The following is a 21911-nucleotide window of genomic DNA, read 5'->3' as shown; positions in this document are numbered from 1 at the left end:
AAAAATACAAGCAATTCCCCGCAAAAATGAAAAAAATAATTAATCTTTAGGTCTATTTGATTTTGTTAACTTTGTTTTACAGGTAAAAAACAAAGAATTTGAAAAAGTTATTTCTTTTGGACGGGATGGCATTGATTTATCGTGCTTACTTTGCATTAAGTAAAACACCCCGCATCACATCATACGGTTTGAATACAGGAGCGATCATGGGATTTACCAATACCCTGCTTGAAGTATTGAACAATCAAAGACCTACCCATATTGCTGTTGTATTCGACACCGAAGCCCCTACAAATAGACATATTGAATTTGAAGCCTATAAAGCTCAAAGGCAGAAAATGCCTGAGGATCTGGCCGCTTCAATCCCCTATATCTTTAGGCTTATCGAAGGATTCAATATCCCCATCATTACCAAGGACGGCTATGAAGCCGATGATATTATTGGAACCCTAGCCAAGGAAGGTGAAAAAAAAGATTTCACCGTCTATTGTATGACTCCGGATAAGGATTTTGGTCAATTGGTTTCCGATAACATCTTTATTTACAAACCTGCCCGCATGGGCAATGGTGCTGAAATCCTAGGTGTCCCGGAAATCTTGGAGAAATGGGAGATCAATCAGGTCCATGAGGTCATCGATATCCTGGGCTTATGGGGAGATGCCGTTGATAATATCCCGGGCATACCGGGAATCGGCGAAAAGACCGCTAAGAAATTAATCCAGGAATTTGGTTCTATTGAAAACCTGATCTCTAATACCGACAAACTAAAGGGCAAGCTGAAGGAGAATGTTGAAAACCATGCCGAGCAAGGGTTGATTTCCAAGAAACTCGCCACCATCTTATTGGATGTTCCGGTGGAATTCGATGAAAAATCGTTGGAATTGGAAAAACCCAACAAGGATCTTTTAGAGCCCCTTTTCGTGGAACTTGAATTTAGGACCTTAGGAAAGAGAGTATTTGGCGATGAATTCAGTATTGTGGAAGGGAGTGCTCCAAAAGCTGGTCAGATGGACCTATTCTCAGTTCATCAGGACGGTAATTTGGATGGGGCAAAATCTCTCGGCGCTGAAGCTCCGCATGAACCCGCCAACTTTACCAATATCCACAATACCAAACATCAGTACAGTTTACTGGACACAGCAGAAAAGCAGATTGAACTTGTGAAGCGATTAAGCCGGGAGGCAGCTTTCTGTTTTGACACAGAGACTACCGGACTGGATGCCCTCCAGGCGGAATTGGTAGGTTTTTCATTCAGCATAGATCCATTTGAGGCCTATTATATCCCGGTCTCTGCCGACCAGGCCGAAGCTCAAAAAACGGCAGAAATTTTTAAACCTGTCTTGGAGGATGAGAAGATCCTTAAAATAGGTCAGAACTTAAAATATGACATCCTGCTTCTTTCCAGGTATGGAATCGATGTGAAAGGAGAGTTTTTCGACACCATGTTAGCGCATTATCTAATTGATCCGGATACCCGGCACAATATGGATTACCTTGCGGAAACCTACCTCAACTACACCCCTGTTTCCATAACGGAACTGATCGGTGGCAAAGGCAAGAACCAAGGGAATATGCGCGACGTTGATGTTGAATTGGTGAAAGAATATGCGGCGGAGGATGCCGACATTACCTTACAGCTGAAGAACAAGCTTGCCCCGCTACTAGAAGAAACGCTAACCAGTGATTTAGCGAGAAAAGTAGAGTTCCCTCTATTGAAGGTATTAGCAGCGGTGGAGCGGAATGGTGTCAAAATCGATGAAGAAACACTTTTCCAATTCTCTAAGGAAATAGAAAAAGATGTTAAGCAGCTCGAACATCAGATCTATGAAAAAGCCGGCGTCAATTTCAATATTGCCTCGCCAAAGCAATTGGGTGAAGTGCTGTTCGATAAATTACAGCTTGACCCTAAAGCCAAAAAGACCAAAACGGGTCAATACAAAACAGGCGAGGATGTATTGCTCGCACTGTCCAATAAATCCGACATCGTCAAGGACATTTTGGAATTCAGGCAGTTACAAAAGTTGAAATCCACCTACGTGGACTCCCTGCCTACCCTGGTCAACCCAAACACGGGATTGATCCACACCTCCTATAACCAGGCCGTAGCAGCAACGGGTCGGCTGAGCTCAACCAATCCAAATCTGCAGAATATCCCGATCCGCACCGAGCGTGGCAGAGAGGTTCGCAAGGCCTTTATCAGCAGGGATAAGGATTGGACGTTGTTATCCGCGGATTATTCGCAGATCGAGCTGCGCATTATGGCCGAATTAAGTCAGGACGTAAATATGCTGGAGGCATTTAAGCAGGGTCTGGACATTCACCGGGCAACCGCAGCGAGGGTTTACGGCGTCGAGTTGGATGAAGTAAATGCAGATATGCGAAGAAATGCCAAGGCAGTAAACTTTGGAATCATCTATGGGCAGTCTGCCTTTGGACTTTCGCAGAACTTAGGAATCAGCCGAAAGGAGGCTGCAGAAATCATCGACCAATATTTTGCTCAGTACACGGGCATCAGAAAATACATGGCTGAGGTGATTGAATTTGCAAAGGAAAACGGATATGTGGAAACGATTTTAAAACGTAGGAGATATTTAAGGGATATCAATTCTGCAAATATGACCGTTAGGGGATTTGCAGAACGAAATGCGATCAATGCCCCTATTCAAGGTTCTGCAGCTGACCTGATTAAAATCGCCATGATCCATATCCAGCAGGATATCCAAGAAAAAGGGTTGCGGGGAAAAATGATTATGCAGGTGCATGACGAACTTGTATTTGATGTACCGAATGAGGAAATCGATACGTTCAGGGAAATTATAGCAAATAGAATGAAGAATGCCATTGAACTTCAGGTTCCGATTGAGATAGAAATCGGTGCGGGAAGAAACTGGCTTGAAGCGCATTAGAGATGAAGAGTATTGCCTTAGGTATCCTATTGTTATTACTTGGTCTGCTGGGAAATGCACAGGACAAACGTCCGGTATATTTTGAAACCTCAGGAGATAAGTTGGTTCGTTTCTATTTTGACAGCAACTATTATCTGGTAGACAAGGAATGTGAATTCAAGAGTATCGAACGGCTCGCTAGTTTTGATGCCGGAAGCAGTAAATTCATAGGCTCCTTTACTGATTTTGATGCAGCGGGCAAGCCCATCTTAGAAGGGGCATATCTTGATGGAAAAAAAACGGGGCTATTCAAAGCTTACCATCCAAATAGGTCCATCAAATGGGAAGTCTTCTTTGAGAATGACAAACCACATGGGGACTGGAAATACTATTATCCTGACGGACATCTAATGATGCGGGTGAATTTTGGGGAAGACTATGTGAAGATCATTGAATTCCTGGATACTCGCGGAAAAAAAATGGTCGAAGATGGAGATGGACGTTTTGAATTTAAAGTTCCTTTCCAGGGTTACAATCCCTATGGATACCCTTTTGTAAAACAGAAAGGCCGCTTAAAGGAAGGTGTTCCGGACGGTATATGGCAGATATTTTATGAAGCCGATAAAGCCGCAGACCTGGTCGCCGAGGAGGTATATTATAGAGGCGTGTTCAAATCGGGCTACGATCTAATAAACGAAACGGAATATGACGCTCCGGTATTTTCCGTCCTTCCCTATGAAGCGTTCTTTAGGGCGGAAAAATTTATTTCCAAAGGGTGTAATTATGATGAAATTGCGGGATATAACAGCTACCTCACTAATTTTTTCAATGAACCATTTAAATCCTTTGAAATTGGCAGGCCTTTGGACGATGAATTTGAGTACACGGTTCAGGTAAATAAAGATGGAAACCCTTCAAAGGTGGAAATGATACGGGACGTACCTGTAGAGATCAGCAAGCCATTCAAATTGGTCCTTAATTCAGTAGAGCGTTATATACCATCATTTGTGAATGGTGAATATATTCCGGATGAACTAACCGTTAAGGGAAGAGTATCTTTAAATGAAGAGGGTAGAATCAACTTTCACAGTTTAAAAATCGCGAGGAAAAACGAGCAATAATACATTTATTAAGAATATATATATTTGCAGAAATATTTAATTATGAAATTTCACAAAGAAGGTTATACCAGTTTAGCGATCGTCGTGCTCTTTATTTTTATAATAAATGCTTTGGCACATTATTATGATGCCGGATCGGTTGTTAAATGGATCATCTATATCGTATCGGCGTTCTTATTTATAACCATTGTACAATTTTTCAGAAGTCCTAAAAAATTAATTGATTTGGATGAAGGCGTAATCCTTTGTCCGGCGGATGGAAAGGTGGTTGTTATTGAGGAAACCGAGGAGACGGAATATCTAAAGGATCGTCGCATTCAGGTTTCCATCTTTATGTCACCGATCAATGTGCACGTGAACAGAAATCCCATTTCCGGTGTCGTTTCATACTTCAAATATCACCCGGGCAAGTTTTTGGTCGCTTGGCACCCCAAATCGTCAACGGACAATGAACGTACAACGGTGGTGGTAAAGAACCAGAACGGTGTTGAAATTTTATTCCGACAGATTGCCGGAGCGATGGCAAGGAGGATCGTATGGTATGTGAATGAGGGGCAGCAGGTAAAGCAAGGAGAGGAATTTGGATTTATAAAATTCGGATCCCGCGTAGATCTTTTCCTGCCCTTAGATGCTAAAGTCAATGTCAATATAGGGGATAAAGTTACGGGCGGAAAGACGATTATTGCCCGTTTTTGAATTAACCAGTTGGTAGTACCCGCTTATTAAAGTCTAAAAATGAACTTCCGCACTCTTATTCTCGTGATCAGCTTCGTTTTTTCCCTTACACTTTCGGGAATGAACTACTATTATGAGAGGGACCTACCCACCTTTACCTTTATCCTGACCTTAAGTTTTGTACTATCCTTTAGTCTGCTGAATTACGTCTTTCAAAAGTTTGTCTATGAAAGAATAAAATCGGTGTATAAGCTTATTCACAATCTGAAGCTAGGCAAGGAACTCAAGGATGCTCTGGGAGATCATAAATCCGAAGATCCTATTGGCGATGCGGAAAAGGAGGTTCGGGACTGGGCCAAACAAAAAACGACGGAGATCAATCAGCTCAAGGCGCAGGAAAAATTCCGAAAGGAATTTCTCTCCAATATATCCCACGAATTCAAGACCCCCTTATTTGCCATACAAGGATATATCGAGACCCTGCGGGACGGTATGCTGGAAGAAAATCCAGAAATGGCAGTCAACTTCCTGAATAAAGCTTCGCGAAATCTGGACCGATTAAGCTATTTGATCCATGACTTGGATGAAATAGCAAAATTGGAATCCGGCGAAATATCCATCGTTAAAGAAAAATTCGACCTGCTGGCCCTGGTAAAGGAAACGATTGATGATTTGGAATATAAGGCCAAAGAGAATAAGATCACCCTTCTATTCAATACAAAAGGCAGCAATCCAATCTATGTGGTGGCCGACCGCAAAAAAATACAGCAGGTTTTAGTAAACTTAATAGACAATTCTATTAAATATGGCAACAAGGGCGGTCAGACAAGTATCAAGGTTCACCAATTAATAGATCAGGTTCTGCTGGAAATTACGGACAATGGCCAGGGGATTGAAGAAAAGAATCTTTCACGTGTTTTTGAGCGTTTTTTCAGAGCCGATAAGAGTAGATCAAGAGATATCGGAGGTTCTGGATTGGGCCTGGCGATTGTAAAGCATATCATTGAAGCGCACCATCAAAATGTACATGTTCGGAGTACCGAAGGAATAGGCACGACCTTTTCTTTTACTTTGGAAAAGTCATAATTTGTGTGTTTTTATAAAAACTTAACATTAACTTAACATTAAGTGCATAATTTTGCGCTACTTAAAACACATGTTATGTCTTTGAACAGCATTTTTTCGTACTTCGTCCCTAAGGACAAGAAATTCTTCCCCCTATTTGAACAGGCCGGATCAAATTTGATCGACATGGCAAAGCTTTTAAAGGAAAGCGTTCATACAACAGACCTTCAACTTCGAAAAGATAACTCCAAGCTTTTGGAAGATCTTGAACATAAAGGTGACAACCTGACACATCAGATTCATTTAGAATTAGGCAAGAACTTTATTACTCCTTTCGACCGCGAGGATATCCATGCTCTGGCGAGTTCATTGGATGATGTTGCAGATTTTATCCACGGAGCATCAAACCGAATGGAACTTTATAAGGTAACCGAACCTAGCGAGGCGATGAAAGAAATTTCAAGCTTGATTTTGGAGGCTACCGAACATGTTGCTAAGGCATTATTTGAATTAAAGGACCTAAAGAACATCCGGAACATTACGGATTCGTGTGTCCGTATCAATAGCGTGGAGAATAAAGCTGATTATATTTTTGATAAAGCGGTGGCAGAATTATTCGAATATGAAAAAGACGCCATCAATTTGATCAAAAACAAGGAGGTGTTATCGGCAATGGAAGATGCAACGGATAAATGTGAGGATGTTGCCAATGTATTAGAAAGTATTCTTGTGAAGAACGCTTAGTTTTTTAGAGGATTCACAACAATATTATATTATGGGTATAACCACATTATTAATTGTCGTTATTGTACTGGCAATCGCCTTTGACTATATCAATGGATTCCACGACGCGGCCAATTCCATCGCGACCATCGTATCGACCAAAGTCTTGACGCCATTCATGGCGGTGCTTTGGGCAGCTCTCTTCAACTTCGTAGCCTATTTCGTTTTCACGGACCATAAAGTAGCAAATACCATAGCAAAGACCGTCATTGAGGAATATATAACCCTTGAGGTAATCTTTGCAGGACTGGTTGCCGCAATCGCCTGGAACCTGTTCACCTGGTACTACGGGATTCCCTCAAGTTCAAGCCATACGCTAATCGGTGGTTTTGCAGGCTCCGGAATGGCCTATGCTTTATTTATGGGAGCAAATCCGATTGATGCCATTAATCTAAGCGCTACACTAAAGATCGTGTCGTTTATCGTGCTTGCACCTTTAGTGGGCATGACGATTTCCATCATCATCACCTTAATCATTATCAACATCTGTAAGAAGGCGAGACCTGCCGTGGCGGAAAAATGGTTTAAGATCCTGCAATTGGTGTCATCGGGGGCCTTGAGTTTTGCCCACGGTGGTAACGATGCGCAGAAGGTAATGGGTATTATTGCGACCGCTTTAATTGCCCAGGGCGTGATCGGTACATTTGAGGAGATGCCCGAATGGGTACCCCTGGCCTGTTATGCGGCCATTGCTGCGGGAACGATGAGTGGCGGCTGGAAGATCGTAAAGACCATGGGTACCAAGATCACCAAGGTGACACCCCTGGAGGGTGTGAGTGCTGAAACCGCCGGGGCCATAACCCTGGGTATCACCGAACATTTCGGTATTCCGGTTTCCACGACACATACCATTACAGGTTCCATCATCGGAGTTGGATTGGTAAAAAGGGTATCAGCGGTAAGATGGGGCGTGACCATTAGTTTACTATGGGCCTGGATACTAACCATTCCTGTGAGTGCAGTATTGGGCGGATTAACTCTGGCAATAATCCACTATATCTTGTAGTAAAAATCATACATGTAAACTACAGTTTGCTTGCATATATTGAATTATAATAAAGTTTTGATAAAAAATTTGTGTTATTTAATGTTAATAACTATTTTTACGCGGCAAAAGCATTTGAACATGAATTAAAATATATGCTTTTATGAATTTAACATTTTTTGGCACTGTGTTTGTTAAGTTATGTTAAATTGATTTGAACAACTAGAAACAATTAAAAATTTTAATAACCTTAAAAAAAAGAGTATGAACTATTCTACAATTAAAAAAACAGCTGTTGCAGCTTCTTTAGTAGCCGCTTTAGGTTTCGCAGAGACTGCACAAGCTCAAACCCCAACTGTATTTGGTGGTAGATCACAATACAGAACTTGGTCAATCGGCGTTCAAGGTGGTATCACTACTCCTAACACGATCTTAGGTGGCCAAAATGCATTCGGACAACGTGTTGGATATTTCCAAAACAAAGTAGGTGAATATTATGGATTAACTATCCGTAAACAATTCTCTCACCTATTCGGTTTAGAGTTAGAAGGTAACCGTGGTCGTATCAAAACTTACAACCATGACCTAGTAACTACTCCTGAGAACAATTTAGGCGCTAGATCTGCAGAAACTGCAGTTAACTGGGCAGCAAGCTTAAACGGTGTGTTCCAATTGGGTACTATCGACTTCATGAGAAGAGAGAACGCTGTTAACTTCTACGCTAAAGTAGGTTTAGGTGTTATGGCTCACAACCCTGTTCAATTCTCAGGTAATGATTTCACAGGTACTGAAGTTTACAACAACGAAGGTAAATGGGGTCAAGAAGTTTTCGGTGACCGTGAGGCAACTGGAGACCGTGACAACCGTTTAACTGGATATGTACCAGTTGGTGTTGGTGTTAAATTCAAATTATCTGAAGTTGTTGCCTTGAACTTAGGTTACACAATGAACTTCACTGATGACAACTTATTGTACGGACCAGCTCGTTACGACGGAAAACAAAAATTCTCTAACGTATACGGTGGTTTAGAATTCACTTTAGGTTCTCGTGATAAAGAAAGCTTAACATTCACTAACCCAGTTGCTACGTTATATGATGAGTTGAAAGACCCTTCATTACGTAACGAGGTGGAAGCATTGAAACAACGCGTGTCTACACTAGAAGGTACTGTTGATCAATTAAGCAAAGATTCTGATGGTGACGGTGTTTCTGATAAATTCGACAAATGTCCTGGAACTCCTGCTGGTACAGTGGTTGATGGATCTGGATGTCCAATCAAATTCCCTGAGCCACAGCAATTAACTGAAGGTTCTTCAGCTTACTTTGCTCCGATTCAATTCGAATTCGACAGCTCTGTATTGAAAACTGAATCTTACTCTACTTTAGATAAATTAGCTAAAGAATTGAAAGATAGCAACGGTTCTGTGTCATTAGATGGTTATGCATCTGCAGAAGGTACTGAAGCTTACAACATGAACTTATCTAAAGACCGTGCTAATGCAGTAAAACAATACCTAGTTAACGCTGGTGTATCTGCATCAAGCATCAACGCTACAGGATACGGTGAAGCTAACCCAGTTGCTTCTAACGATACTGAAGAAGGTCGCGTTCAAAACCGTCGTGTTGAGATCAAAAAATAATTGTTGATAAATTAACAATTTGAAATAACAGAAAGCCAGCTCTTGTAGCTGGCTTTTTTTTGCCTATCAGCCAAGTAATTACATTCCAATTACTTTATAAACTTTACATTTGCAGACTCTCGAAGTCTAAAAATGTGAATATGTTGAAAACAATTGCATATTCAAATGTTCAAAAAATAGTATTTTCATTAGAGAATTGAGAGTGCGTATAATATTTAAAACAGGAGTATAATGGAAGAAGATTTTGAGTTTGGAACACCTGAAGAACAAAAATTCTCAGTGGACCGTTATGAGGAAATGCTTCGCAATGAAGACCAGTACTTTTTTGATGCTAAGGCCTTTGAAAGTATCATCGACTATTATATCAACAAAAACGATCCGATCAAAGCGTTACAGGTTATCGAGTTTGCCTCGGCCCAGCACCCCTTTGAAACCATGTTCCTGATCAAAAAGGCACAGTTGCTTGCCAGCACGATGCAATTCGAAACCGCATTGGACGCGTTGAGCAAGGCCGAAATGCTGGAACCTTCTGAAGGGGACATATATCTGATAAAAGGCACGATCCTCTCCTCCCTACAGGAACATGCCCTAGCGGAGGAAAACTTCTTTCGAGCACTTGAACTGAGCGATGCAAAGGATGAAGTCTACTACCAGATTGCATCCTTATATCAAATGCAGGGGTCTTATCAAAAGGCTATAAACTACCTTAAAAAATGCCTGAAGGAGAACAAGGACAATCAGGAAGCATTGTATGAAATTGCCTTCTGCTATGATGTATTGGACCAACAAGAGGAAAGTATCCAATTTTATCTACAGTACATCGATACAGACCCTTACTCCTATGCCGCGTGGTATAATTTAGGGAATGCCTACCATAAATTGGCGGACTTTGGCGCTGCCATCGATGCATATGATTATGCGATCTTGATCAACGAAGACTTCTCTTCTGCCTATTTTAACAAAGGGAATGCCCTTGTGAACCTAGATCGTTATTCGGAGGCAATCGAAGTCTATAAGCAGACTTTCGAACATGAAACTCCAAATGCAGATACCTATTGTGCTATCGGCGAATGCTACGAAAAACTGGAACTTATGGACCAGGCCAGGCAATATTATAAGAAGGCCGTAAAACTCGATGGCAACCAGAGCGATGCATGGTTTGGAATCGGTGTAACGCTGGATTTTGAGGAACGTTATTTTGAATCCCTCCATTTCTATAAGAAGGCGCTGGAAATCGACGATGAGAATCCGGATTATTGGTTCGCTATCGCCGATGCACGTTATAAATTAAAACAATTCGAACAATCCATAGAAGCATATGCTAAGGTCGTTGAGCTCAATCCTACCGATGCGGAAGCCTGGCTGGATTATTCATCGTTGCTATTCGAACAGACAAGGTTGGAGGAGGCCATCGAAGTGATTACGGAAGCGATCAAATGCAATCCGGATGAGGCTACTTTGTATTATAGGATGGTTGCCTATATGTTTGCGGCTGGCAAATATACCGAAGCCTTAAGTTTCTTGGAACTGGCGTTAAATGTAGACTCCGAGAAACATTATATCTTGTTTGAATACCTGCCCCAATTGCAGGGCAACCAAATCATCGTGGATATTATTAGGAAATATACAGAAGGAAGATGAGAAAATTAGGATTGATTGGATTTCCGCTCGGACATTCCTTCTCCAAAAAATACTACTTAGATAAATTTAAAAATGAGGGTATAGATCATATAGATTATGATTTATACCCCATTCCCACAATCGCTGACTTTCCGGAATTATACAGGGAAGACAAGGAATTCTATGGCGTCAATGTCACCATCCCCTATAAACAGGATGTCATGCCTTTCCTAAATGAATTATCGCAGGAGGCCCAAGAAATCGGGGCGGTAAATTGTATTCAGATTCGAAATAACGAAAATGGAACTTATCTGAAGGGCTTCAATACCGATGCCTATGGTTTTGAGATGTCATTAAAGCCTTTGTTGAAGGAAAGCCATATGGAAGCCCTGATTTTTGGAAATGGCGGAGCCACAAAAGCTGTTGCCTATGTCCTAAAGAAACTGGGCATTAATTTTCATGTCGTCAGCAGGACAAAAACAGCATCTAATCTTGACTATGAAGACCTAAGCGAAGAATTGATCGCAAAATCAACCCTATTGATCAACTGTACCCCACTCGGGACCTTTCCCAATACAGATATATGTCCGGATATTCCTTATCAAGGAATTTCCTCGGAACATCTATTGTATGACCTGATCTATAATCCGGAGGAAACCCTTTTTCTAAAAAAGGGTAAGGCCAGGGGAGCGACCATCAAGAATGGATATGAGATGCTGGTCCTTCAGGCAGAGAAAAACTGGGAAATCTGGAATCAATAGCATAATCCTATTTGCTGGAAATATTTCCTATTTTTGAACTATGCTACATATTAAAACTTTTGTTTTCAATCCCTACCAGGAAAACACCTACATCATCTATGGCGATAATAAAAATTGTATTATTGTCGATCCTGGCATGCACAATTATCAGGAGGAGAATTACCTAAAAGACTATATCGATTCAAATGGATTGGAACCGATACATCTAATCAATACACATGGACATATCGATCATGTTCTGGGCAATAAATTTGTAGCCGACAGCTATGGTCTGATCCCTCAATTTCATGAAGGCGAACTGCCTTTGGTTGTTCAGGTTCAAAACTATGCCCCTCAAATGGGTATTCGATATGAACCTTCTCCCATTCCGGAAACCTTCCTTTCGGAAAATGACACGATAAAAATCGATGATGAAGAACTCAAGTTAATATTGGCCCCAGGACATTCGCCCGCCCATTTGTGTATCTATAGTGAAAAGTATGGCTTCTTGATCGGGGGTGATGTCTTATTCAAGAACAGCATTGGCCGTACGGATTTGCCTGGGGGAAACCATCAGCAATTATTGGACAGTATTGCAACCAAGATCTATACCCTTCCTGAAGGAACTATAGTTTACCCGGGCCACGGACCTAGCACTACCGTTGGAGAGGAAAAAAGAACAAATCCATTTATAAGAGCCTAAATCATGAAGCTCCCTTTATTCTTTGCTAAACGCTATCTATTTTCTAAAAAGTCTGTTAATGCCATTAACATTATATCATCCATTAGTATGATCGGTGTCTTGGTGAGTACAACAGCATTGGTGATCGTACTTTCGTTCTATAATGGTTTAGAGCGGTTTATCCTTTCTCAATACAGCACGTTCTCCCCGGAATTTAGGATTGAACCTGCATCTGGCAAAGTATTTTCAACTAAGAGTGAGTCATTTAAGAAATTAAGGGCCTTGCCTGAAATCAGCTCCTATAGCGAGGTGTTGGAGGACAAAATCCTTGCAGAATATAATCAGCAACAATTCATCGGCAGACTAAAAGGCATTGAACCCAATAGCCTGCACCATGTTGCCAATGAGGATATGTTATTGGAAGGGGAACTTGAAGTGGAGCTAGACAGCACAGACTATGCAATTCTTGGGCCTACCGTCCAGGCGAACCTACAGGTGCCCCTGCAAGGAGATGGCAACCAAATCATTCTCCATATTCCTGACAAAAAGGCTCCAGCAAATAGCATCAATCCATTGGATGACATCAGGACAAGGGTGATTAAACCAGGTGCCGTTCTTGGCTACCAGCCAGGGTTTGAAGACCTTATTATCGTGCCAATTAACTTTGCCAAGGACCTATTGAACGAATATGAACAAGTTTCAGCGATCGAACTCTACGGCAAGAACGATAACTCAACGGCCCTTCAGAGAGAAATCCAAAGATTGTTGGGCAAAGATTATCTCGTGAAAAATAGGGAACAGCAAAATCCTACGCTCTATAAGACGGTAAGGTCCGAAAAATGGATCGTTTTCTTTATCGTCACTATCATTGGGATCATTGCCATATTCAATATTATCGGGTCGCTGACCATGTTGGTTATAGACAAAAAGCAAGATATGGTGGTCCTAGACAGCTTGGGAGCAAACAACAGTCTTATCCAGAACATTTTCTTCTATCAGGGTATATTGATAGCATTGATAGGAAGTGCCATTGGAATTTTAGTAGGCTTGACCTTTTGCATATTGCAGGAAAAGTTTGGTTTTGTGACCACCAGCGAAGGTTCCTTATTTGATGCCTATCCTGTAGACATCCGATATATGGACTTGATTCTGATATTTATGACGGTAATGATTGTTTCAACCTTAGTTTCCTACATGGCCTCAAGATTGAATATTCGTGGAATAAATAGAAGAGGAGCCTTGGAAGCGAATTAGTATTTCAGACGCTCCCTACTAAAATCGCCCCTTTTTATCTGATTGATCAGTTGACCCCAGGCAAATGGGTTCAATAAAGGATTGGCCATATTTTGGTTGATGGCCTTATTCGACATATTGATATGTCTTTGGAAATTATTATAGGTCTGGATCTCTTCAGCACTTCTCGGAACCAGTTTGGATAATGATGCTAATGCTTGGGGAGAAAGATTTCTCTTAGCTGTCAATACGTCATCTCCACCAATATTCAAGGCCAAGAATTCCATATTAAACTCTTCGATACTTGCCCAAGGCAATGGCGGGCCCACAGTAATTACGGGCAGTTCCTCTACCGTAGGGCTCATTTCGATCCGAGCGGTATATTTATCGCCCGACACATTCGGAATGCTGATCTTTACCGTTCGATAACCGATCGATGAAAAAACAATCTGGTCACCTTTGTGGGCAACAAAAGAAAAATACCCCTCATGATTAGCTGTATAAACCTCATTACCATAGCTTTCGTTACGAATTGTAACATAAGGCACGGAAATTTCTGTTCCTTCCGCTAATATATAGCCAGACACCTGCACGATATTTTGGTTTTGCCCTTTCGCACAAAAGCCAACTGTGATCAGTACAGCAAGAATAGTATATGTAAGTAGAAGTTTCATCTTGCAACAAAACTAGGGAAAATCAGACGTAAGATGCTGTTAAATAGTGTTAACGGCAAAATTATTACAATTGGTTGGGGGTAATCGCGTTTGGATCATTCATATCAGTGAGATTAATTGCTTCAACAGCGACAATCTCCGGAACTGCCTTTTTAATGGCCTGTTCCAAACCAGCCTTAAAGGTCATGATACTCATAGAACAATTGGCACAAGTCCCCAACAGTTTAAGCTTCACAATGTTGTCCGGTGTAATTTCTTCAATAGAAACATTACCACCATCAGTCTGCAGATACGGTCTGATAGAATCCAATGCTTGTTCAACTCTTTCTAATAAGGTCATTATTTCTTGATAAAATATTTAAACGTAAATATAATATAATTTTAACTAAATGCGGCAAAAACAACCGTAATTCAACATTAAACTGACTTTTGAATGCCTGTGGTCCGCCTGATATCATGCTCCCACCAGCCAATAAACCCATCTTTAAGTTAAAGATTGTTAAAAGCTTTCGGAATAGCGAGTTGAATTATTGAAATCAAGTATTTTCGCGTAATATTAAATAATTGAAAATTAGTTTTAATTCACGTATCTTTGTGGGATGTTTTTAAAGAATCATGTATTTAGCCTAATTGTCGGCTTGTTTCTTTTATTGGGACTGGGTAGTTGCAAGAGTAAATTCGAAAAACTGCGCGCGAGTAACAATGTGCAAATGAAGTATCAGGAAGCTGTAAAGTACTACGAAAAAGAAAAGTACGGTAAGGCTTTAACTTTATTTCAGGATCTATTAACCAAATACCGTGGCACAGCAGATGCTGAGGACTTGAACTACTATACGGCATTTTCAGCATATAAATTAAAGGATTATATATCGGCAAGATTTCACTTTAAGAACTTTGCGGACAACTATCCAAACAGCGAACGAGCAGAGGAGTGTAGATTTATGTCCGCCTACTGTTATTATCTGGATTCCCCAAGGTCAAATCTTGATCAAGACAATACCCGCAAGGCGATTGATCAGCTTCAGTTATTTGTCAACTTATATCCTGATTCGGAAAGAGCAAAAGAAGCAGGCGATCTAATACAGAACTTACGCGACAAGTTAGAGAAAAAGGCCTTTGATAATGCCAAACTATATTATAACATGGGCCTTCCCGATGATTACCGCGCTGCAGTAATCGCCTTGGAGAATGTATTAAAGGTTTATCCCGATACAAGACACGCCGAAGATATTGAATACCTATTGGTAAAATCACAATATCTTTTCGCTGACAACTCCTATCCTCACCGTCAGGAGGAAAGATTCAATCAGATGATTGATTTTTATGACAGCTTTATCGAACACTTTCCGGAAAGCAAATATTCAAATGAGCTGAATGGACTGCGCAGCAGTGCTGATCGTAAAATTGCAACCGCTTTAAAAATCATTGCCAATGATGAAAAGGCAAGAAAGCAACGTGAGGAAGACCTAGGGATTTCAACGCCTAACGGCATTCCTTTAGAAAACAATACAAGCAATCAATAGTTAAATAGTATATCCATTTTTATTTATATATGAATCAGAATAAAAATACGGCTCCTAACTCAACTGTAACCAGGGATTTAAGAGAGTTGGACAAAACAACAGACAATCTTTATGAGTCTATCGTGGTTATTAGCAAACGCGCTAATCAAATCTCAGTAGATGTTAAAGAAGAATTAAGCCAAAAGTTATCAGAATTTGCTAGCAGCAACGATAACTTGGAGGAAGTATTTGAAAACCGTGAGCAAATTGAAATCTCAAAGCATTACGAGAGGTTGCCAAAACCTACATTGATTGCTATTGATGAGTTTTTACATGACCAGGTTTACTACAGAAACCCTACAAAAGAACAAGAGTAAGATATTACCATGTCTTTAAGAGACAAACATATTGTAATCGGTATAAGCGGCAGCATCGCCGCTTATAAGATTGCAACATTGGTGAGATTACTAAGAAAAGCGGATGCTTCTGTTCAGGTTATCATGACCCAAGAAGCAACACAATTTATTACTCCACTTACTCTTTCCACCCTATCCAATAACCCCGTATTTGTTGATTACTATGATCAAAAAACTGGGGAATGGAACAACCATGTCCATGTTGCCGAGTCTGCTGATTTAATATTAATTGCACCGGCGACGGCAAATACCATCGCAAAATGCGCACAGGGAATATGTGACAACCTTTTACAAGCCGTTTATCTTTCTGCAAAAAGTAGGGTACTGATTGCTCCAGCCATGGATCTTGATATGTGGATACATCCTTCTGTCAACAATAACATAGAGCTTCTGAAATCGTATGGCAACGTAATTATTCCACCGGGAAAAGGAGAGCTTGCCAGTGGATTGGTTGGAGAGGGCAGACTTGCAGAACCGGAGGAAATCTTTGCGTATATCCTTGACTTTTTCGAGAAAGGAATGCCCCTAAAGGGGAAGAAAGCTCTGGTATCAGCGGGACCAACTTATGAAGCAATTGATCCGGTCCGTTTTATCGGAAATCATTCCAGTGGGAAGATGGGTTATGCGATTGCCAATAGGTTGCATGAGCTAGGTGCTGAGGTTACGCTCGTCAGTGGACCGACGGTATTAAGCCCTGCTGTGGGAATAAACAGGATTGCCGTTCAATCAGCTGCCGAGATGCTAGATGCATGTTCAAAATTCTTTGACCAGGCTGATATCACGGTGATGAGTGCAGCGGTCGCAGATTATACCCCTACCGAGGTCGCAGATCAGAAAATCAAGAAAAAAGCTGAGGATTTTACGATTTCCCTGAAAAAGACAACGGATATCCTCGCAACTTTAGGCACTAGGAAACATGAAAATCAAACGCTTGTTGGATTTGCACTGGAAACAAATAATGAATTGGAAAATGCAATCGGTAAGCTTCGTCGAAAAAACCTGGATTTTATTGTACTCAACTCCATGCAGGATAAAGGAGCTGGCTTTGCTCACGACACCAACAAAATAACCGTAATCGATAAAAATGCTGAAATCCTAACCTTTGATTTAAAGTCAAAAACGGAGGTCGCCAAAGATATATGCCGCCTGATCATCAAGCATCAAGAGAGTTTGGGCCTATAGGTTGGCAATCCTTACTTCCTTAGGGTAATAATTATTGATGCGGTTGCCCAATACCTTGACCCAACCCAAGGCAACTTCATTATAAGTTATAAGACACCAGCCTATCTTTACCGAACTAAACAATTCGATATCCAATTGCTCCTTTCTTAAAAAGTCCTGGGCATCTTCCAGTTTTAATTCCAAAGATTCAATATTTTTAGGATGATGTATACTCATTGCAAGATCATGCGATGGGACCAATTCCTTTCCTAACCATTTTCCAATCATTGTGCCGGCATTCTTTAGGTAGAGTACCTGCTGAATGGCCTTAATACTACTTTCTAAATTTTTCGGAAAGATATGTACATTTTCATTATGGACTAATGTTGAAAAGTTATCAATCTGATTGACCCAGGGTGACAACCCTTCTTTTGGAACCGGAGATTTCTCGACCTTGATTTTCTTGAGCGGAAAGCTAGGCTGAATGCCCTTCAGCTTCAAAACCGAAATAAAGAAACCTTCCCCCTGAGTTCTATGAGGGTAGAACCTATAACCAAAAGCTTTATTCCGTTCTGAAATAGTCTCTTCAATACCCCAGTCCTTCTTGAAAGGAATTTGAACACTTTCAAATCCATATTCTTCAATCAACCAATCTAAAATGTCCTCATTTTCTTCCCTGGAGTAGGAACATGTTGAATAGAGTAAGGTACCGTTTGTACTGATGGACCCGACCACTTCAGACAGAATCCGCTGCTGTCTTTCCCTACACAACTTAACATTAGCCTCGGACCATTCATCAATGCTATCCTCATCCTTTCTGAACATCCCTGAGCCTGAACAGGGAGCATCAACGACCGCCAAATCAAAGAAACCTGGCAGCCTTTTGAATGCTGAAGGATCATTATTGGAAACAACGACATTTGCACTCCCCCAACGCATCAGGTTTTCTTGAAGGATCACAGATCTGCTCTTTATTATTTCATTGGCAACGAGCAAACTATTGGGCGTTAAAATAGAATTCAATAGCGTAGACTTACCTCCGGGTGCAGCACATAAATCCAAAGCTCTGATATCCTCATTTGCAATATTTAGGAATTCAAGAATATGGGCTATAAACATTGATGAGGCTTCCTGAACATAGTAACAACCAGCATGGAACAAAGGATCTAGGGTAAACCTTGGCCTTTCATCCAAATAGTACCCTTCTCTACACCATGGCACCTGCCGTTCAAGTTTAAATGCTAAGTTTGTCTTTTTATTGGGGTTTATGCGGATAGAGGTTAGTTTTTCTCCATTTTCGTGTGCGGCTATAAAAGCTTCTTGATCAAAGAAAGGGTTTGACCCCAAACGTTCGATTAAAGAATTCGGAAGAATATTACTCATATTATGCTAATAAATCTATGTAAATTTACAGGAATTATTTTTTTCCCTTTACTATAAGAATGAAAGATTTTAAAAAATATTATACAATTCCAGCTACGCCGGAGGAATTATACCGAGCATTGACGACCGAGATCACCATTCGTCTATGGACCGGTGACCTTGTTACGATTGACCCTGTACCTGGAGGTGAATTCTCCATGTGGGACGGTGCAATAGAGGGTAAATTCGTAGAATTGGAGCCATTTAGCAAAATTGTTCAAGAATGGTATTTTGGAGAACAGGAGGAACCTTCAATCGTAACGCTAAAACTTCATGAGCATAAAAAAGGTACATCCCTGGAAGTTAGGCAGACCAATATTCCTGATGAAGCCTATTCGGATATTGCCGAAGGATGGGATGACCCTTATATTTCATCGTTACAGGAATTTTACGAAGAGGAAGATTAATATTGATCTTCCTATTTTTGTTTTATAAATAGCTTTGGAAGGCTTTTTTTGATAAATAACGGCATTTCCTAAAAGCAAAATTCCATGTATTTTAAAAATTACCTTTTGATTTCCCTAAATGAGCCGTAAAAATTCATTAAAATATTCATTCCATAAGCATCCTCGATGAATTGAAAGCTAAAATGCTTCTAAATCCACTTAACAATTCAATGTGCTGAAATTTCTAGGTTAGATTTAAAGAAATAAATACTTCTTTTGATAAAAGATGAAAAAAAACAAAATTAAAAAAGGAAGAATCATCAAAATCATAAACTGTTAACTATCAATTAGTAACGAATTATTTTCCTATTAAAAGATTAAATTTTTTCTTATTTTTGTGGACATAATACTTGCTTAACATTTGATGAAAAACAGGTTTGCGGTCCAAATATGCTCAGTGATAATTTTAATTTTCGTAGTGTTGCTAGGAAGGCATATGCATTTGGAGTCCAATCCAATAATTGATCAAATGGAGTTTGCGGATCAGTCCTCTGATGAAGAAGAACTTTTAAAAAAATCATTAGAAGATGAATTCCTGAATTTTATTGATATCAGCTGTAGTTTACCCATTCAAGTTTGCAAGGTATTGTTCTCGAATCAGAAAATGAAATTACCATCGACCATTCATTTTCGACATTATCCTCCTCCAAATTTTGCGGCTTACCCACAAACCGTATAGACATCGGTAAACGTGTCAAATTTTTAAAATAAAATTATATCATGAAAACATTATATCTGATCGTATTCAGCGTATTGCTGTCTACATTAATTTCAACAAATACATTATTTGCTCAACAAATAAACGCGGACGATTTAAAAACCAATATCAGTAAGGTTAAGGATGGGATATCCACAATCAAGTTGTTGGAACCAATTACATTTCAGTATGACAGTAAAAAATCTAAAGAGTTGGGGAATCAATTGCCAGCAGGCAACCAACTTGGATTTCTTCAATCCGAAGTTTCTAAAAACTATCCTGATTTGATCAAAACCAATTCCTTTTTAACAAGTGCAGGTAAAAACTCAACGAAAGTCAATAAGGTTGCTGAAGTGGATAAAACTGAATTAATCCCAGTTCTTGTAGCAGCGATCCAGGAACAACAGGAACAAATTGAGTCATTGAGAAAAGAAATAACTGAATTGAAGTCACAAAAAGAAAACACTGATTAATGATGAGAAAGGGTTCGGTACAGCGATTGCTGACTGAACCCTTTTCATTTAAAAGTTAAAATGCATATACCAATGCTATTGAAGCCTGGGCTGCTTGTTTTGTGGGCGAGACCCCATCAGTTTTAAGGAATGCTTCACTATCGTCATGATCTAATCTAAGTTCGGGAATAACTGTTAAGCCTTTATGTTTCAGCTGTGCCGATAAAGTAAATGAAGCAACTGAATTAGCAGAGGTTGTTTCAGTATCCTTAGTTCGAAAATACTCGCCCCTAATTCCTAATCCAATATGTTCACTTAGGTTATATTTTGGATATAAAGCTACCCCCTGATACCCCCCTCCTGCTTTGAATTCATAATCTGCGGCGTTTAACGCAAGATCGAAATGCTCGGAGAATGAATATGTTGCCACTAAATCAAAAAGAGTTCCTGAACTATAATTTTCCTCTCCACCTGCTGAACTACCGGTTAGAAAGTTTAAATAGGTAGTTAGCCCTTCAACCGGATTAATACTAACTTGAGCTCCAATATGTGAGACGCCATTCAGGTCACGATATACATTCCAATCATTAAATAGCCCAACCATGGCTGATACCTTTTCCGAAAATATATAATTTGCCTTTATTCCAGCATTCTGAAAAGGCCCTGCACCGAAAAGGTAGGATGTAGAATAGTGAAAATTTGAAGCTGGAGAAATAACTTCATATCCAACGAAAGTACCCATATATCCAGCCGTCATGCTGAACTTGTCTGTAAAGCTATAACTAGCATATAAATTTTGAATATGAAAGGAATTTGAAGAATTAGCTTCTTGTCCATCCCCATTTGGTATACTCAAATATTGTCCACGCGGCCCAAATGCAAGCTCGCCTACAAATGAAGCTTTACCCAACGCTTTCTTTAAGCCAATCCCTAACATTCCTAAGGAAATGGAATTCTGGTCGTTGGCAAAATAGGTTTTGATATTTTCCTGTTTAGAAAAATCATATTTCCAATAAGCATCCGCATATCCGCTTATCTGTAATGCATCATTTTCCTGAGAAAATGCAAAGTTCACTGTTAAAAAACCTACAATTGTTAGGATTAATCTAGTCATAATTTGTTTTTTTAGGATTTAAGTCTGTTTTAATAGAAAAAAACATAAAAAATCAAATAAAATGACAACAATAAAGATATTCTACTATTAATACTCATAAAAACTGAAAACAAAACAACTAAATAATATCATTTTAATTGTTTTTAATGATTTTAATAATCAATGTTACAAATAAATTGTTTATTTATTAAATAAATTTAAAATAAAATATGTTTTTAATGGATTTACGTATTAATAAATAAGATTTTAATCAATTTACACGCAATTATTTATTAAGAATCGTAACATTTTTTGGATTTTATGATAATATTTTAAATATTTACATCGAAAACAAAATAAATACAATTAAATAACTACAATAAAGATCAAATTTTTAAGAATTACCGAGTTAAAATTTATAAATCAGAACTTATTTTTATAAAATGACAGGAATTTTCATTAAATATTTTCATAAAAACACAAAAAGCCACGCTTTCGCGTAGTCATGGTCGGAAGAAATTCCGACCATTTTTTATGTTTTAAAAACTTTACCTGGGTCGCCTCCTGCAAATATGATTAGAATAGCAGTTATCATATCCCGGAGCTCCATGGCTATTC

General features: G+C 39.6%; 21 protein-coding genes. 17 read left to right on the top strand and 4 right to left on the bottom strand.

What is annotated here, in order from left to right:
* Positions 1–98 precede the first annotated feature (98 nt).
* The 11 genes from polA (at position 99) to E0Y80_RS00055 (ending at position 13451) form a co-directional block, all read left to right on the top strand.
* Positions 99–2906 (top strand): DNA polymerase I, encoded by a 2808-nt coding sequence (gene polA / locus E0Y80_RS00105; protein ID WP_156305299.1) that lies wholly within the window; start codon positions 99–101, stop codon positions 2904–2906.
* A 2-nt stretch (positions 2907–2908) separates the two neighbouring features.
* A complete protein-coding gene (locus E0Y80_RS00100) occupies positions 2909–4006 on the top strand; it encodes a toxin-antitoxin system YwqK family antitoxin (RefSeq protein WP_156305298.1) in 1098 nt (365 codons plus the stop codon).
* 42 nt (positions 4007–4048) lie between these two features.
* Positions 4049–4702 carry a phosphatidylserine decarboxylase family protein gene (locus E0Y80_RS00095; protein ID WP_156305297.1) on the top strand — a complete coding sequence of 218 codons (654 nt, stop codon included), beginning with the start codon at positions 4049–4051 and terminating at the stop codon, positions 4700–4702.
* Between the two features lie 39 nt (positions 4703–4741).
* Entirely contained in the window at positions 4742–5767 is a 1026-nt protein-coding gene (locus E0Y80_RS00090; protein WP_156305296.1) for a sensor histidine kinase, read from the top strand.
* Positions 5768–5842: 75 nt separating this feature from the next.
* The gene (locus tag E0Y80_RS00085) at positions 5843–6490 is read left to right on the top strand and encodes a DUF47 domain-containing protein (RefSeq protein WP_156305295.1); all 648 of its coding nucleotides are present in this window, start codon (positions 5843–5845) and stop codon (positions 6488–6490) included.
* 31 nt (positions 6491–6521) lie between these two features.
* On the top strand, positions 6522–7535 hold the full coding sequence (locus E0Y80_RS00080; protein ID WP_156305294.1) for an inorganic phosphate transporter: 1014 nt from the start codon (positions 6522–6524) through the stop codon (positions 7533–7535).
* Positions 7536–7778: 243 nt separating this feature from the next.
* Entirely contained in the window at positions 7779–9155 is a 1377-nt protein-coding gene (locus E0Y80_RS00075) for an OmpA family protein (RefSeq protein ID WP_156305293.1), read from the top strand.
* 231 nt (positions 9156–9386) lie between these two features.
* On the top strand, positions 9387–10796 hold the full coding sequence (locus tag E0Y80_RS00070) for a tetratricopeptide repeat protein (RefSeq protein ID WP_156305292.1): 1410 nt from the start codon (positions 9387–9389) through the stop codon (positions 10794–10796).
* On the top strand, positions 10793–11536 hold the full coding sequence (locus E0Y80_RS00065) for a shikimate dehydrogenase family protein (RefSeq protein ID WP_156305291.1): 744 nt from the start codon (positions 10793–10795) through the stop codon (positions 11534–11536). The genes E0Y80_RS00070 and E0Y80_RS00065 overlap by 4 nt, the downstream gene beginning before the upstream one ends.
* Before the next feature lie 40 nt (positions 11537–11576).
* The gene (locus E0Y80_RS00060; protein WP_156305290.1) at positions 11577–12218 is read left to right on the top strand and encodes an MBL fold metallo-hydrolase; all 642 of its coding nucleotides are present in this window, start codon (positions 11577–11579) and stop codon (positions 12216–12218) included.
* A 3-nt stretch (positions 12219–12221) separates the two neighbouring features.
* On the top strand, positions 12222–13451 hold the full coding sequence (locus E0Y80_RS00055) for an ABC transporter permease (RefSeq protein ID WP_156305289.1): 1230 nt from the start codon (positions 12222–12224) through the stop codon (positions 13449–13451).
* Here E0Y80_RS00055 and E0Y80_RS00050 read toward each other — a convergent pair.
* Both E0Y80_RS00050 and E0Y80_RS00045 read right to left on the bottom strand, forming a co-directional pair.
* Positions 13448–14104 (bottom strand): peptidase associated/transthyretin-like domain-containing protein, encoded by a 657-nt coding sequence (locus E0Y80_RS00050; RefSeq protein WP_156305288.1) that lies wholly within the window; start codon positions 14102–14104, stop codon positions 13448–13450. The genes E0Y80_RS00055 and E0Y80_RS00050 overlap by 4 nt on opposite strands.
* Before the next feature lie 64 nt (positions 14105–14168).
* Positions 14169–14444, bottom strand: a complete 276-nt coding sequence (locus E0Y80_RS00045) for a NifU family protein (protein ID WP_156305287.1) — start codon at positions 14442–14444, stop codon at positions 14169–14171.
* Positions 14445–14703: 259 nt separating this feature from the next.
* Between E0Y80_RS00045 and E0Y80_RS00040 the strand changes: the two genes are divergently transcribed.
* Genes E0Y80_RS00040 through coaBC form a run of 3 tightly spaced genes read left to right on the top strand, consistent with a single transcriptional unit; the run spans position 14704 to position 17204 of the window.
* Positions 14704–15627, top strand: coding sequence for an outer membrane protein assembly factor BamD (locus E0Y80_RS00040; protein ID WP_156305286.1), 924 nt, complete (start codon positions 14704–14706; stop codon positions 15625–15627).
* Positions 15628–15656: 29 nt separating this feature from the next.
* The gene (locus tag E0Y80_RS00035) at positions 15657–15983 is read left to right on the top strand and encodes a DNA-directed RNA polymerase subunit omega (RefSeq protein ID WP_156305285.1); all 327 of its coding nucleotides are present in this window, start codon (positions 15657–15659) and stop codon (positions 15981–15983) included.
* A gap of 9 nt (positions 15984–15992) precedes the next feature.
* Positions 15993–17204: a bifunctional phosphopantothenoylcysteine decarboxylase/phosphopantothenate--cysteine ligase CoaBC gene (gene coaBC / locus E0Y80_RS00030; protein ID WP_156305284.1), complete on the top strand. Its 1212-nt coding sequence runs from the start codon at positions 15993–15995 to the stop codon at positions 17202–17204.
* Here the strand turns inward: coaBC and E0Y80_RS00025 are convergent.
* Positions 17199–18566 carry a methyltransferase RsmF C-terminal domain-like protein gene (locus E0Y80_RS00025; protein ID WP_156305283.1) on the bottom strand — a complete coding sequence of 456 codons (1368 nt, stop codon included), beginning with the start codon at positions 18564–18566 and terminating at the stop codon, positions 17199–17201. The two genes, coaBC and E0Y80_RS00025, sit on opposite strands and share 6 nt — an antisense overlap.
* Positions 18567–18625: 59 nt before the next feature.
* On the opposite strand from E0Y80_RS00025, the gene E0Y80_RS00020 reads away from it, so the two are divergent.
* The 3 genes from E0Y80_RS00020 (at position 18626) to E0Y80_RS00010 (ending at position 20221) form a co-directional block, all read left to right on the top strand.
* Positions 18626–19012: an SRPBCC domain-containing protein gene (locus tag E0Y80_RS00020; RefSeq protein WP_156305282.1), complete on the top strand. Its 387-nt coding sequence runs from the start codon at positions 18626–18628 to the stop codon at positions 19010–19012.
* 436 nt (positions 19013–19448) lie between these two features.
* A complete protein-coding gene (locus E0Y80_RS00015) occupies positions 19449–19730 on the top strand; it encodes a hypothetical protein (RefSeq protein ID WP_156305281.1) in 282 nt (93 codons plus the stop codon).
* A gap of 41 nt (positions 19731–19771) precedes the next feature.
* On the top strand, positions 19772–20221 hold the full coding sequence (locus E0Y80_RS00010) for a tail fiber domain-containing protein (RefSeq protein WP_156305280.1): 450 nt from the start codon (positions 19772–19774) through the stop codon (positions 20219–20221).
* Positions 20222–20276: 55 nt separating this feature from the next.
* On the opposite strand, the gene E0Y80_RS00005 is transcribed toward E0Y80_RS00010, so the two are convergent.
* Entirely contained in the window at positions 20277–21314 is a 1038-nt protein-coding gene (locus E0Y80_RS00005) for an outer membrane beta-barrel protein (protein WP_156305279.1), read from the bottom strand.
* Between the last annotated feature and the right edge of the window lie 597 nt (positions 21315–21911).

It is taken from the genome of Sphingobacterium endophyticum, from assembly GCF_009733535.1.
GTDB lineage: Bacteria > Bacteroidota > Bacteroidia > Sphingobacteriales > Sphingobacteriaceae > Sphingobacterium > Sphingobacterium endophyticum.
This window is presented reverse-complemented; position numbering and strand designations above follow the sequence as displayed.